The 15249-nt window shown below is 47.9% G+C and carries 10 protein-coding genes and 1 pseudogene; all 11 read left to right on the top strand.

Going from position 1 to position 15249, the window contains the following annotated elements:
• Positions 1-40: 40 nt before the first annotated feature.
• The 11 genes and pseudogenes from carA to guaA all read left to right on the top strand — a co-directional run bounded on the left by carA (position 41) and on the right by guaA (position 15228).
• Positions 41-1123: a glutamine-hydrolyzing carbamoyl-phosphate synthase small subunit gene (gene carA / locus PHS46_00600; protein MDD3905012.1), complete on the top strand. Its 1083-nt coding sequence runs from the start codon at positions 41-43 to the stop codon at positions 1121-1123.
• A 13-nt stretch (positions 1124-1136) separates the two neighbouring features.
• Positions 1137-2801 (top strand): carbamoyl-phosphate synthase large subunit, encoded by a 1665-nt coding sequence (gene carB, locus PHS46_00595; GenBank protein MDD3905011.1) that lies wholly within the window; start codon positions 1137-1139, stop codon positions 2799-2801.
• Between the two features lie 26 nt (positions 2802-2827).
• Positions 2828-3328 (top strand): YajQ family cyclic di-GMP-binding protein, encoded by a 501-nt coding sequence (locus PHS46_00590; protein ID MDD3905010.1) that lies wholly within the window; start codon positions 2828-2830, stop codon positions 3326-3328.
• On the top strand, positions 3313-4314 hold the full coding sequence (dusB, locus tag PHS46_00585) for a tRNA dihydrouridine synthase DusB (protein ID MDD3905009.1): 1002 nt from the start codon (positions 3313-3315) through the stop codon (positions 4312-4314). Before PHS46_00590 ends, dusB begins: the two co-directional genes overlap by 16 nt.
• A gap of 11 nt (positions 4315-4325) precedes the next feature.
• Positions 4326-4769, top strand: coding sequence for a phage holin family protein (locus PHS46_00580; GenBank protein ID MDD3905008.1), 444 nt, complete (start codon positions 4326-4328; stop codon positions 4767-4769).
• A 10-nt stretch (positions 4770-4779) separates the two neighbouring features.
• A complete protein-coding gene (locus PHS46_00575; protein ID MDD3905007.1) occupies positions 4780-5193 on the top strand; it encodes a hypothetical protein in 414 nt (137 codons plus the stop codon).
• A gap of 11 nt (positions 5194-5204) precedes the next feature.
• Positions 5205-6755 carry a DUF1846 domain-containing protein gene (locus PHS46_00570; protein ID MDD3905006.1) on the top strand — a complete coding sequence of 517 codons (1551 nt, stop codon included), beginning with the start codon at positions 5205-5207 and terminating at the stop codon, positions 6753-6755.
• A 122-nt stretch (positions 6756-6877) separates the two neighbouring features.
• Positions 6878-10609: a hypothetical protein gene (locus PHS46_00565; protein MDD3905005.1), complete on the top strand. Its 3732-nt coding sequence runs from the start codon at positions 6878-6880 to the stop codon at positions 10607-10609.
• Between the two features lie 125 nt (positions 10610-10734).
• Positions 10735-12279: pseudogene (carB, locus tag PHS46_00560) on the top strand (carbamoyl-phosphate synthase large subunit).
• Positions 12276-13685, top strand: a complete 1410-nt coding sequence (purF, locus tag PHS46_00555; GenBank protein ID MDD3905004.1) for an amidophosphoribosyltransferase — start codon at positions 12276-12278, stop codon at positions 13683-13685. Before carB (PHS46_00560) ends, purF begins: the two are co-directional and overlap by 4 nt.
• Before the next feature lies 1 nt (position 13686).
• Positions 13687-15228 carry a glutamine-hydrolyzing GMP synthase gene (gene guaA / locus PHS46_00550; GenBank protein MDD3905003.1) on the top strand — a complete coding sequence of 514 codons (1542 nt, stop codon included), beginning with the start codon at positions 13687-13689 and terminating at the stop codon, positions 15226-15228.
• Positions 15229-15249: the final 21 nt, after the last annotated feature.

The following is a 15249-nucleotide window of genomic DNA, read 5'->3' as shown; positions in this document are numbered from 1 at the left end:
AAGATTGACTTTGCATCTCAAAAGTATATAATTAGGCAATATGAAAGCTATACTTGCGTTAGAAGACGGAAATATATTCACCGGCGAATCCTTTGGAGCAGACGGTGAAAAGTTCGGTGAGGTCGTGTTTAATACCAGCATGACCGGCTACCAGGAGATACTCACAGACCCTTCGTATAAGGGGCAGATCGTCGCAATGACGAATCCTTTGATCGGCAACTACGGCGTAAATGATGAAGACGTCGAATCCTCCGCTATTTTTGCCGAAGGATTTATAGTAAAAGAATACAGTAAAACCTTCAGTAATTGGCGCGCCAAAAGATCCCTCGGTGATTATCTAAAAGAAAGCGGTATACCCGGCATCGAAGGCATCGATACCCGCTCGCTCACTTTACACATAAGACAGGCGGGCGCCATGAAGGCCGTGATCTCTACCGTAGATACCGACGGTGAGAGCCTGGTACACAAAGCGAAAAACTCTCCCGGATTATTAGGCGTCGATCTGATAAAAAACGTGGCTTGCCCCAAAAAATACGAATGGAACAACAGCGGCAAATATAAGGTCGTAGTGCTGGATTGCGGAGTAAAATTCAATTCTCTGCGCGAACTTGCGAAGAATAACTGCCGGGTAATAGTCGTTCCCGCAAAGACTGCCTACAGAGAGATACTCGAGTTAAAGCCGGACGGGGTATTGCTTTCCAATGGCCCGGGAGACCCGGCCGCACTGCCGTATATAGTCAAAACAGCGCAGGAATTATTGGGTAAGGTGCCCATATTCGGAATATGCCTGGGCCACCAGATACTCGGGCAGGCGCTTGGAGGCAAAACGTTCAAGCTGAAGTTCGGCCATCACGGCGGCAACCAGCCGGTAAAGGATCTCAAGACGGGAAAGGTCGCGATAAGCGTCCAGAACCACGGTTTCTGCGTAGATATAGATACGCTGAGCAAAAAAGATGTCGAATTGACGCATGTAAACTTAAACGACGAGACGCTCGAGGGTATGCGCCACAAAAAACTACCGGCATTTTCCGTGCAGTTCCATCCTGAAGCCGCGCCCGGACCGCACGACACGGAATATCTCTTCAATAAGTTTACAGATATGATGAAAAAATATAAGCGATAATGGAATAATCCTCATGCCCAAACGAAAAGATATAAAAAAGATACTTATAATAGGCTCCGGGCCGATAGTCATAGGCCAGGCCTGCGAATTCGACTATTCCGGTTCCCAGGCATGTAAAGTTTTAAGGCAGGAAGGATATAAGGTTGTCCTGGTGAATTCGAATCCGGCCACCATCATGACCGATCCCGAGATAGCTGACAAGACGTACATCGAGCCGATAACGGTAGATGTCGTAGCAAAGATAATCGAGAAGGAACGGCCGGACGCGCTATTGCCGACTCTCGGCGGGCAGACGGCGCTCAATACGGCTGTCGGCCTGGCGGAAAAAGGCATACTGCGCAAGTACAAAGTTGAGACGATAGGCGCGAACATAAAGTCGATAAAAAAAGCGGAAGACCGCCAGCTCTTCAAGATGGCAATGCAAAAGATAGGGCTGGATCTTCCGAAGAGCGGCAGGGCGTATAATCTTAAAGAGGCGCATGCGGTGGTAAAACACATAGGGTTCCCGGCTATAATCCGTCCGAGTTTTACACTGGGCGGCACCGGCGGCAGTATCGCGTATAACGTTGAGGATTTTTCCGAGCTCGCCAAAACCGGGCTCGAATCGAGCATGATAAGCGAGATACTCATCGAGGAATCGGTGATAGGCTGGAAAGAATTCGAATTAGAGGTCATGCGGGATACGAAAGATAATGTCGTCATCATCTGCTCTATCGAAAATGTCGATCCTATGGGCGTTCATACAGGCGACAGCATAACGGTAGCCCCCGCCCAGACATTGACGGACAGGGAGTACCAGATCATGCGTGACGCCGCAGTCGCTTGTATCCGCGAGATCGGGGTACAGACGGGCGGCTCTAATGTGCAATTTGCCGTACATCCGGACACAGGCCGCATGGTCGTCATAGAGATGAATCCGAGGGTCTCCCGTAGCTCGGCTCTCGCTTCGAAAGCGACCGGCTTCCCGATAGCCAAGATAGCCGCCAAGCTCGCGGTAGGCTACACCCTCGACGAGATACCCAATGATATCACAAAAGAGACGCCGGCCTGCTTCGAGCCGTCCATCGACTATTGCGTGGTAAAGATACCCAGATTCACGTTCGAAAAGTTCCCCGCGGCGGATCCTACGCTTACAATCGCGATGAAGTCCGTCGGAGAAGCGATGTCCATCGGGCGCACATTCAAAGAGGCCCTTCAAAAAGGCCTGCGATCGCTTGAGATAAAAAAATCCGGACTTGAGAGCATTCTTTTTAAAAATTCCATTAAAGACGCCGCGGCGGATTCGGAAACGATGGAGCTTTTGTATAAAAAAATGCGGCTTCCTAATGCCGAACGTATTTTTTATGTTGCCGACGCGATAAGGGCCGGCGTTGATATCGATAAAATATACGAACTGACCAAGATCGACAGATGGTTTCTGTGCAATATCAAAGAGATAGTGGCTTTAGAGCGGAAAATAGCCGCCGCCGGCAATCTGAGCGATGATCTTCTTTTGAAAGCAAAACAGTACGGTTTCAGCGATAAACAGCTGGCGGATCTCACAAACAGCCGGGAAGAGAAGGTGGCCGCTCTGCGCCGGGCAAAAAAAATATCGCCCGACTTTAAATTGGTCGATACTTGCGCGGCCGAGTTCCGGGCGCATACCCCGTATTACTACTCGACATATGATCGACGGTAAAATATTCACTAAAAGGAAAACATTCTATGGCAAAAGATAATTTTTCATTCGATATAGTCTCTGAGGTCGACCTCCAGGAAGCCGATAACGCCGTGAATCAGGCGAAGAAAGAGCTTGCGCAGAGATTTGATTTTAAAGGCACCAATTCCTCGATCGACTACAATCGCGCCGAGAAGAAGATAACACTCGTATCGACCGACGACTTTAAACTAAAATCTCTCGCCGATATGCTCTCGTCGAAAATGGTTAAACGGGGCATATCTTTGAAATCGCTGACCTTTAAAGATCCCGAGAAGGTCTTCGCGGGCAACCTTCAGCAATCGGTGGAGCTCGCCAGCGGGATATCAAAAGAGAGGGCGAAAGAACTCGTCGCGATAATAAAGGGTTTAGGCCTTAAGGTTCAGGCGCAAATCGAGGGTGAAAAAATACGTGTCGTTTCATCGAAAAAGGATGACCTGCAGGAAGTGATAACTCACCTGCGAAAGATTGACTTTCCTTTGGCGCTTACGTTTTGCAATTACCGCTAATGCTGAATATTGGTTCCGTAAAGATACCGTCCAGAGTCCTGCTCGCGCCGCTCGCGGGATGCTCGGACCTGGCTTTCAGAACGATAGCGCGTGAACACGGCGCTTCTTTTTGTTTCTTTGAAATGATCGATAATAACGCCATAACCTATGGCCCAAAACGCAAAACCCGCACGATACTAAAGACTAACCCTTCCGATAAACCTGTAGCGGCCCAACTTCTGGGAAGAGAGCCGTCGATGATGCTAAAGGCGGCACAAGAGATAATAAGTTCGACGGACATCTCGTTCCTGGATATAAACGCGGCCTGCCCGGTTAAGAAAGCCGTAAAGAAGAAGACGGGCGCATATCTATTGCGCGACACAAGCGCGCTCTTTAAAATAATCAAGACGCTTGTACCGGCATTACCCGTGCCGGTGACGGTAAAAATACGCGCAGGCTATGACATCGTTGACAAAAAAGCCCTCGCGAATATAGCGAAGGGGTGCGAATCGAGCGGGGCGGGGGCAATATTCGTTCACGGCAGGACGAGAGCCCAGGGCTATGCCGGTGATATCGATTACGCGGCTATAAAGGTCGTGAAAGATTCTGTCAGTATTCCGGTCGTCGGCAGTGGGAACATCTTCGACGGCCCTTCCGCCGCGCGAATGTTCGATGAGACGCTCTGCGACGGAGTATTCGTAGCCAGGGGCGCGTTCGGCAACCCGTGGATATTCTCCGAAATAGAGGAATACCTCAAAAGCGGCTCGTCGCCGGCAAAACCCGGGCTACCTCAAAGACTCGAGACATTGAAACGCCACCTCGCGTACATCGAAGAATATAACGACAGCCGCTCGTCCGGTAAAGTGGGTATTATGCGCAAGGTTGCGCTGTGGTACTTGAAAGGCTTTCCCAGCGCCCCGGAGACACGCGCCCAAGTTTCTGTTGTAAAAAGTTACGAAAAGATGATAGAATTGATCGATAGCCTGATGCAAACGGCGCGACAATAGACGGATAATCGATGAAAAACTTTTTGATAAAATGGTTCGTGAACATAATAACGCTATTCATGGTTATCCATATCGTCGCCGGTGTCAGCGCCGACAGTTGGGGCGCAATAGTAGTAGCGGCATTCATCCTCGGGCTACTCAACGCTTTCGTCAAACCTTTCATAATACTATTCACGCTTCCTTTCACGATAATGACGCTCGGCTTCTTTACACTCATAATCAATGCGGGCATATTTTATCTGGCATCGAAATTCGTTGTTGGCTTTGAGATCATAAACTTTTGGAGCGCGTTCTGGGCGGCACTCGCCTTTAGCGTCATAAGTTCCATCCTGAATTTTATTCTTACTCCAAAGATAAACATTGCCCGAACATCGTTTACGCGCAACTCCGGACGCGTCCGGCCGGATGATGATAATATAATCGACGTCGAAGGAAAAGTTGAAGATAAAACTTAGGAGGTAGCGTATGACCGGTAAATTCAAAATGATACTGACCCTTTTACTCATCGGTGCTGTGGCTTTTTGCGTTTATAAGTTTATCCTGATCCGTACGGTCTATTACGAGATAGGCGGTATAAAAATACCGTCGAGGTACAATATCATAACCGGTTCGGTAAGGCCGATCACCGGCTATGCCGGCAAGACGAACCTGCGCACCGTAGAAGCCGGAAAGACGAGCAAGATGGGGCTGACTGACGAAGAGGTCGCTATGGCTAAACTTCGCTGGGCGGTCTTTGAAGAGTGGGCCAACTCCCGGAAAGAATACCGTGGGTGGCAGAAGGACTCTGATATTTTTAAAAGAGCCAATGAGGCATTCAAAAAACAACTCGAAAGCTATCGAAGAAGTATGAAGTTGAACGTACCCGAAAACACAAAATAGGAATAAGACAAATGATCAAGAATGATACACGCAAGACCACAGCCACGATAGGATTCGATAACGACAAATACCTGAAAGAGCAGACCGCCGCCATTACCGACAGGGTAAAAAAGTTCGGCAATAAATTATACCTCGAGTTCGGCGGAAAACTCTGTTACGATTACCACGCCGCGAGGGTACTGCCAGGGTACGATCCCAACGTAAAGATACGCCTTCTTCAATCCTTAAAAGACAAGATCGAGATAGTCCTCTCTATTTATGCCGGGGATATAGAGAAGGGGAGGGTGCGAGGTGATTTCGGTATTACTTACGACGCCGCCACATTCAAACTCATCGATGACCTGCGCAAATGGGGGCTCGATATATCGTCGGTAGTCATAACGCGTTTTGCTAATCAATCAGCGGCGGTTATATTTAAAAATAAGCTCGAGCGCCGCGGCGTGAAGGTATATTTGCATTATCCGATCGAAGGCTATCCCGCCAATGTCGATACCGTGGCAAGTGAAAAAGGGCTCGGTAAAAACGATTACATTGAGACTACGAAGCCCATCGTAGTAGTAACTGCGCCCGGACCAAATTCCGGAAAACTCTCCGTATGCCTGTCCCAATTATATCAGGATCACAAGCGAGGCATTAATGCCGGCTATGCCAAATTCGAAACATTCCCGATATGGAACATCCCGTTGAAACATCCCGTCAATGTGGCGTACGAAGCCGCGACCGCGGACATCCTCGACTACAACCTGGTCGATCCGTTTCATCTGGCGAAATATAACGAAACGACGATTAATTATAATCGCGATGTCGAAAGCTTCCCGATATTAAAGATAATCCTCACGCGGATACTCGACAAGAGCGCGAACCTGCCGGTTTACAATTCTCCGACGGACATGGGCGTAAACCGTGCCGGATTCGGCATAGTCGACGATGCGGCCGTATGCGACGCCGCTATGCAGGAGCTTATACGCAGATATTTCCGTTATAACTGCGAATACGTCCTCGGTATTGAGAGGAAAGAGACGGTCGACAGGGTAGCGTCTCTCATGGAAGAGATGGGCGTTAAGGTTACGGACAGGCGCGTCGTAGAAGCGGCCCGTAAAGCCGCGGAAGAGGCGGAGAAGAAGAATAAAGGGTTTGCCGGTATATATTGCGGCGCCGCGATAGAGTTGAAAGACGGCAGGATGATAACGGGTAAAAACTCAGACCTCATGCATGCCGCATCCGCGCTCGTCCTTAACGCGATAAAGACGCTGGCAAATATACCCGACGAGATACTTTTGCTGTCGCCGCAGATAATCAATCAGATAAATAAACTCAAAGAGGGCATCCTCAAACTCGAGCCGGAAAGCTTAGACTTAGAAGAGACGCTGATAGCTCTTTCTATAAGCGCCGCCACAAATCACACGGCAGAAATAGCGCTGAAGAGACTTATAGAGTTACGCGGCTGTGAAATGCACTTAACCCATATACCGCCGCCAGGCGATGAGACGGGGATAAAGATGCTCGGCGTCAATCTTACTTCCGATGGTAAGTTTTCTTCCAGAAACCTTTTCGTCACATAAATTAAGATATAAAAAAGCTATATTTTTAGCATTGTTTTCATTTAATTTCATGTTATATTTATTCATAAACCATGAAATTAAATCATATAGTACGACCAATAAGCATTATCCTCGCCATATCAATGCTATGGCAGGAGGCCCTGTGCGCGAACCCAGAGCTACTGGAGACCCACGCCGGCACTCCCGCTCTGCAAGCACCCACTACATTCCAAGACCTTAACATCAATTCTTACGAAAATACCCTCGAAGCGCTCTTAAAGTATTTCACGCTGGCCGTTCCGGATATCAGGTCTTTTAAACTGCGCATAACTCCAAAGATACGAAACTCATCGCTTGAATTCAATTTTGAAAAGATGCGCATCGAAGACAACGGCACGATATTCGTACCATGCTCGATAACGACAGATCGGAGCTTTATGCAATATGATGCTGTGATTAACACGGCGGCCAAGTCTATTCGCATACAGGGGCACCTTAAATCCAAGGAGACGCAGGGGGCGTTAGTGTATCATTCGACTAAAGCACGTGAAAGCCGAAGAAATGGAATTCATGCTATCAAAAAAACTAATGTGCTTGTATTATGTAGTCATAACATGGAAAGATCCCCGCTCGTCGCCAGGCTATTGAGCATAAACACGCCCGAGGACCTGGAGGGGAAATTGGATATAACCTCGGGATCGATATACAAACTTCCGGATGCCAATTACGCGTGGGAATACAGGTCAAGAGATCGCGTATTAAGCGGACACACGCCTTATCGCGCAACACGCGAAGATCTTAAGAGCGCGGATCTTGTCTTTGTAATGACTAACGATCATATCAAAGATCTCTTAAAAAAATATCCGGAACTCGATCTAAAAAATAAAACATTTCTCCTTCTCGGGAATGAAGAATTGCGATTAGATACGGACGGAGATTACCCCGAGCCCGATTCTCTGTACATGCATTCCAAAATGCCTTATCAGGCTTTACGGAAAAAAATAACATCTAAAGAAAACCTGGATAAAATATTCGCACAAATTCGCAGTGTCGCGGCAAAACGGCATGAGTCATTCGCCGGCGGAGGGTCGCCGGTTGCGAGCATACGAAACATGGTGGAAGATATTTATTTAGAGAATAAAAAACAGCGCAGGCGCATGACTCTGACGGAATATTGCAATGCGGTACGGCGGATGATCCCGATTCAGGACGATGGCTCCATAGCTTCTGTATATCTTGATGGATATTCGGACATCGAATCCTGCGTAAAAGCTTATCTTTTAGACATCATAAGACCACCCAAGGTAATTATAGATGTGACTGAATCTCAGTCGCCGATATATAGCCCGGATGGAAGGATTGATAATATACGCACGATAGGAGCGACAAAAAGACTGATTCGCTGGCGCATAACAACAAAGCGAGCTAAGTTTTTGGTGATCGAAATGCTTGCTAAGCAACTCGGGAAAGATCCTGTAGAATTGATAGCTACGGATTATAAAATAACGCGCATCGCTGAACTCGGTGGGAGGAAAATATTTAGCTTACTGCGATGGGCAAAGAAAGAATTTAATACCGCTAATCTGAAAGAAGCGGTTTTAGCATTAAATAAGCATCTGGGCATTGATAAGCGCCCTAAGGCGATCGAGGACTGGACGCGCACAATAAGCCTTCTCGCGCCCGGGCATCCGGCTACGGCTATGTACCTGCCCGGTACGATAGGTGCTATTATGAGTGAAAAACTGTCAAACGATGAAATAGATGCGCTTGCCCTTGACACAAAAGGAGGAGAGTGTGTCGCGCCTAACTTGGCAAGCGAAAAGATATTGACGCAATTGGCCGAGATCGAACTGGGCGATGCTTCAAAAAGTTTCAGGCGTAAGTTTAAACTTTCGATTGAAGAAGTTTGTGAAATTATACCTTACAAATCTGTATTAAAAACCTGCGTTAAAAAATTTCGGAGGGCGAGTTCCGCGCATAATAATGCCACTTTTAAAACATATCTATACTATTCACTGAAGCTTGTTATCAGAACCGCGGCAACACATTCTGAAAAATGGAACAAAGAGCGCCAGGCCCCTGATTTTGTGTTTGATGATAATCAGTATAAAAAGTACATGGACGCTGATAAAGACGATGATAAGCATGGAGAAGTTCCTGACAAAAATGCCCTAATCTCATTATTACAGCGAGAGACCGGATGCAGTAAAAGAGATGCGGAGATATTCTACGATAGAGATATTACCGGACTTTCGGTGGTGAGATGTGGTTTGAATAATGGCATAACTAAACAGCGTATCAGCACAATCGTCATGGAAGTATGGGAGGGCATCGCCGATAACCCTTACATTAGGCCGATGTTTGCTAAAAATGATAAACTTCGAAAAGAGATCGAAAAAGCCGACGAGAGAAATCAGCAAAAAAAAGAGATACTGGCCATTAAAGATGCCCTCGATATTACGTGGGAAACATATGACATCGCGGCTGGTAATAAAGGGAAGGGGTTACTTACCAACAACCCTGCATCAAATCTAATAAAAGCCCGCGCTCTCTATCGCGCAAATGCGCCCAAAAGGCTTAGAGATATATGCATAGCTCTCGACATTGAAATATCTGAGCTCGGCGCGATGATCGGAATAAAACCATCGGACATCGAAAAAATAAGATCGTGCAAGGATGTTTATATTGACTACAACGCTATGATGGCGGCTAATAATATTTATCAAAAACGAGCGCGCGAAATTCTAAGATCATTGCGAGGCACTCCCACAAACGCGGAGTTCTGGAAACTAATAAGCCCGACGCATCCTCTGTCCCGGACGCAGATTAGGGGGATACTGAGAAAACAATACATCCCGTTATGGGTCATAGTAAGAGCTCGGGAATCGGCGGGCGGAACCGCTACACACGCAAACGCGATAGAGAAACCGTTCGTTTCACCGCAAATTACCGATGACCCGTTGGAAGACCTTCCTGCGGAAGGCCTGTCGCGCGGATTGCGAGGAACGCGCCCGGCATTCATGAAAACTCCAAAGGAAAGACTAAAGAGGCTCGGAAAAGCGCAACAAGCGAAGCCCGTAGAATATATTTCTCCCCAAGTCAAGCCTATACACGAAGAACCATCCATGCAGACCGTACCTGAAACATCAGCAAGCATCAATTCCTCCCAATCCGGGCTTGGGCAAGAAGATGCACTGCGTCTGCGCGATTTGACTAAACCGGACGAAACTATCAAGAACTTCTTCGAGACGGTCATCTCGATACTTTTATCCGGGAAGAAATTGAAGCTGATATTCGAGGACGGGATCGGGTCTTCGCAATGGTCGAGGGTTTTAGCCATAATTACGAAGCTCCAGACTCTCATGGCAGATAAGAACTGGCCGCTTGCGCGATTATTGAAAAATCTGGAGGTTAAGATTGTACCGGCGGAGAAGATACCGTATCTCTTGCGCGACATGGACAGGGATGAAAATACCGAGGTATTCGTATTCGCCAGACAGAGCAAACGGCAGATGTTCATAAATATGAGCGAGAATAGGAGTATTCACGTCCCGAACCCGGAAGATACGGCGCACGCCGTCTATATCGACGAGACGGATTTTCATGGCAGAGCGCGATACCCGCTCATGGAGATAATCACGCTGACGATTGTAAAGCACCACAATAATTACAGTGTGGAAGAGGTTGTTGAGTCATTAAATAACGAAGGCATTACACTCGACAAGTTAAATTTGGCAGACATAATCAACAAGGATGGAGACGGAAAAGAAGTACCATATCTTTTGTTTAAATTATTACCGAGAGCAAAAGAGTTGGAGACGCAGGAGTTACTAAAGACGAATGGCCTTTACAAGGAGTTTATGGCGGCCGCTTAAAATAACCGCGGAAATTATCTGCCGATCGGCTAAAAGTCAACCTGCGCGGTTAGCCTTGATTGCAAATGACCTTGACATAGACTGATAGCCGTGTTAAAAATAATAATATGATATCAAATAAAGATAAGGTTCTGATACTCGGAGGCGGGCCAAACAGGATCGGCCAGGGTATAGAATTCGACTATTGCTGTTGCCACGCTTCATTTGCGCTTAAAGAAGAGGGCGTGGAGAGCATCATGATAAACTGCAACCCCGAGACCGTATCTACCGATTACGATACATCCGACAAGCTCTATTTCGAACCGCTCACGGTTGAAGACGTCATGAGCATCGTCGACGTAGAAAATCCTATGGGCGCGATAGTGCAGTTCGGCGGGCAAACGCCTCTTAATATATCCGGCGCGCTTGCCAGGGCAGGCCTCAATATCCTGGGCACAAGCCCGGATTCTATCGACATCGCCGAAGACCGAAAACGCTTCCAGCAGATGTTGAAGAAACTCAAGCTCATCCAGCCGGATAACGGAACCGCCATCTCGCCTGATGACGCTATACAGGTTGCCAATAGAATCGGCTATCCTGTAGTAGTGCGGCCGTCGTTCGTCTTGGGCGGCAGGGCAATGGAGATAGTTTATGACGAAAAAGGCCTGACCGATTATATGGCTCGCGCCATAGAAGCGTCGCCTGAACGTCCGATACTTATAGATAGATTCCTGGAGGACGCCATAGAAGTCGACGTCGACGCCATAGCCGACGGGGAAACCTGCGTGATAGGCGGAATACTCGAGCATATCGAAGAGGCCGGTATCCATTCGGGAGATAGCGCCATGGTTATGCCGCCCCACACACTCGGCAAGGATATCCTCGATACGATACGCAAGAATACGTACGCAATGGCGATGGAGTTAAAAGTTAAAGGACTGATGAATGTCCAGTACGCGGTAAAAAACAACATCGTCTACATATTGGAAGTGAATCCCCGCGCATCAAGAACCATCCCATTTGTCAGCAAAGCTATCGGCGTTCCACTGGCAAAGCTCGCGACCAAAATAATGCTTGGGAAAAAACTTAAAGAGATTGGGTTTATAAAAGAAAAAACGATAAAACATGTCTGCGTAAAAGAATCCGTGTTCCCATTTTCGAGATTCCCGGGGGTCGACGCCATTCTGGGGCCTGAAATGAAATCGACCGGAGAGGTAATGGGTATAGATACGACTTTCGGCGCCGCCTACGCGAAAAGCCAGCTTGCGGCCGGACAGAACCTGCCGGTCGAAGGTAACGTTTTTATAAGCGTGCGAAATCAGGATAAGCGCAACATTATATTTGTGGCAAAGAAACTATTCGATCTCGGTTTTAAGATAATGGCTACGTCAGGAACCGCCGACGCGCTCAGGAGCAGTGACATAGACGTAGAGGTACTGCCTAAATTGCAGGAAGGCAGGCCCAACATGCTCGATCTTATGAAAGACGGTAAAATAGCGCTTATAATCAATACTCCGTCCGGCAAAGCGACCAAAGAGGACGAAGCTAAGATACGTTCGCATGCCATAATTCACAATGTACCACTCATCACAACCGTATCCGGCGCGCAAGCCTCGGTAAACGGGATCGAGAACATGATGAAACGCAAAAAAATATCGGTAAAACCGTTGCAGGATTATTATAATTCATGAAAGAATATTGCGGTGTAGTTGGAATATACGGGCACAAGAACGCAAGCCAGCTGGCTTACCTTGCTTTATATGCGCTTCAGCATCGGGGGGAAGAGTCGGCCGGCATAGTAAGTTTCGATGGTAAAAAGACCCATCTGCACAAAGGCATGGGGCTTGTAGGTGATCTTTTTAAGGAAGCGGATCTTAAGAAACTTAAAGGTTCGATGGCTATAGGCCACGTTCGCTATTCGACCACAGGGTCGAGCACCGTAAAAAACGTCCAGCCGTTACTCATAAATCACAAAAAAGGTTTTATCGCCGTAGCCCATAACGGCAACCTCACCAATTCCGTAGCCTTAAGAAATGAGCTCGAGGACAGCGGCTCCATACTGCAGACAACTATGGATTCCGAGCTCATCGTCCATTTCCTCGTCCGAGATCATAAAAATAACTATAGATCAAAAATACTACCGATCGCTCAGCATATGGAAGGCTCGTATTCATTTGTCATCATGATAAACGACTCCATATACGCGATGCGCGATCCTCATGGCTTCAGGCCGCTCTGCATAGGCAAGCTCGACGACGGAGCGTATGTAGTGGCGAGTGAGACGTGCGCTCTCGATATGGTACAAGCGCAGTACATACGAGATGTCGAACCCGGCGAGATAGTAATAATCGATAAAAACGGCCTTACTTCGTTAAAATCCCCGGAACAGAAGAAGCATGCTTTCTGCATTTTCGAATACATATACTTCTCCCGTCCGGATTCGAACATATTCACGAAAAGCGTATACCTTACCCGCAAGAATCTTGGCAGAGCTCTCGCCAAAGAGCACCCTGTAGACGCTGATATGGTAATGCCGATACCCGACTCCGGAACATATGCCGCATTAGGATATGCAGAGGAGTCGCATATCCCGCTCGAGATGGGGTATGTGCGTAACCATTACATAGGCAGGACGTTCATACAACCGAGCCAGCTGATAAGAGATTTTAAAGTAAAAATCAAATTGAACCCGATACGTGATGTTTTAAAAGATAAGAGGGTAGTTATAGTGGAAGATTCGATCGTGCGAGGGACAACGTCGCGCGGAAGGGTGAGGGCGCTTCGACAGGCCGGAGTAAAAGAGATACATATGCGCGTCAGCTGTCCGCCGCTCATATCGCCTTGTTTTTACGGTATCGATTTCCCCACAAAAAAAGAACTTATCGCATCCAACCACACTATAGAAGAAATACGCCAGTTCATAGGCGTGGATTCCCTGGAATACTTAAGCTTGGAAGGAATGCTCAGCTCCATGATGTTGCCAAAGGAAGAGTTCTGCACGGCATGCTTCACCGGAAATTATCCTACGGCAATATGTAAACCGCCGTCAAAGAAAGCATTAGAAAAAACGCGGTGCGCCGGAATGGAGATAAAATAAGATGGCTCAGGAGAAGATACTTATAATCGATTTCGGGTCGCAGTACAATCAGCTTATAGCGCGTAAAATACGCGAGTTGAACGTATTCTGCGAGATAGTTCCGCCGACGATTACGGCAACCGCGATAAACCCCGCAGAGACCAGAGGAATAATACTCTCCGGTGGCCCGGCGAGCGTGTACGCCAAAAACGCGCCGACATGCGACAGCCGTATATTCCAATTAGGCATACCCGTCCTCGGAATATGCTACGGCATGCAACTTATGTCGAAGACGCTCGGCGGACATGTAGAGCGGGCCCATTCGAGAGAATACGGCCGCGCCGCGTTCAACGTAACCGATCATCGCCTTTTATTTAGCGGCATCCCGCGAAAAAGCGTCACCTGGATGAGCCATGGCGACAAGGTAAAGAGGATGCCGCGCGGATTCAAGCGCATAGGCATGTCGCACAATACGTCTATTGCGGCGTTCGCGAATTTTGACAGGCGTCTATTCGGCGTCCAGTTCCATCCGGAAGTGGCGCATACTGAAAACGGTAAGGCTATATTGCAAAATTTCGTAAAGGACGTATGCGGCGCCCGATGCGACTGGTCGATGAAGTCATTTGTTAAAGAGACTATACGTGAGATAAGTCAAACCGCGGGCAAGGATAAGGTTATCCTGGGGCTATCCGGAGGAGTCGATTCTTCCGTGGCCGCCGTCCTTATAAATAAGGCTATCGGCCACCGGTTGGCGTGCATATTCGTCGATAACGGCCTTCTCCGCAAAAATGAAGCGAAGCTCGTTAGGGAAGTATTCCAGAAACATTTCAAGATCAATCTGAAGGTCGTGGACGCCTCCGTGGAATTTCTCACCGCTCTCAAAGGTGTCGTCGATCCGGAGAAGAAGCGCAAGATAATAGGCCGGACATTTATTAAAGTTTTCGATCGCGAGGCTAAAAGGATCGGCAATGTAAAATTCCTCGCCCAGGGCACCCTTTACCCGGATCTTATCGAATCGCGATCCGCGTTCGGCGGCCCCAGCGCTACGATCAAAACGCATCACAACGTAGGCGGGTTGCCGAAAAAGATGAATTTGAAATTGATAGAGCCGCTGAAATATCTCTTTAAAGACGAGGTAAGACGAGTGGGGAAAGAATTGCGGATACCCGCCGAAGTTCTTGGCCGCCATCCATTCCCGGGGCCGGGGCTCGCGGTGCGAATAATCGGGGACATAACCAAAGAACGGTGCGACATTCTGCGGGAAGTCGACGACCGCTTTATTCAGGTATTGCGGAAAGAGGGCTTGTACGATAAGATATGGCAGGCTTTTGCGGTGCTTCTGCCGATAAAATCGGTCGGCGTGATGGGCGATGAACGTACTTATGAGAGCGTAGTAGCGATACGCGCGGTTACAAGCGTCGATGGGATGACGGCCGATTGGGCGAAGATACCGTATGAGGTACTGGGTAAAATATCGAACAGAATAATCAACGAGGTCAAGGGCGTTAACAGGGTGGCGTATGACATAAGCTCGAAGCCGCCATCGACCATTGAATGGGAATAAAAATACGATTTAAAATTATAC

The sequence above is a fragment of the Candidatus Omnitrophota bacterium genome (assembly GCA_028699255.1).
Lineage (GTDB): Bacteria > Omnitrophota > Gorgyraeia > 2-01-FULL-45-10 > 2-01-FULL-45-10 > FEN-1322.
This window is presented reverse-complemented; position numbering and strand designations above follow the sequence as displayed.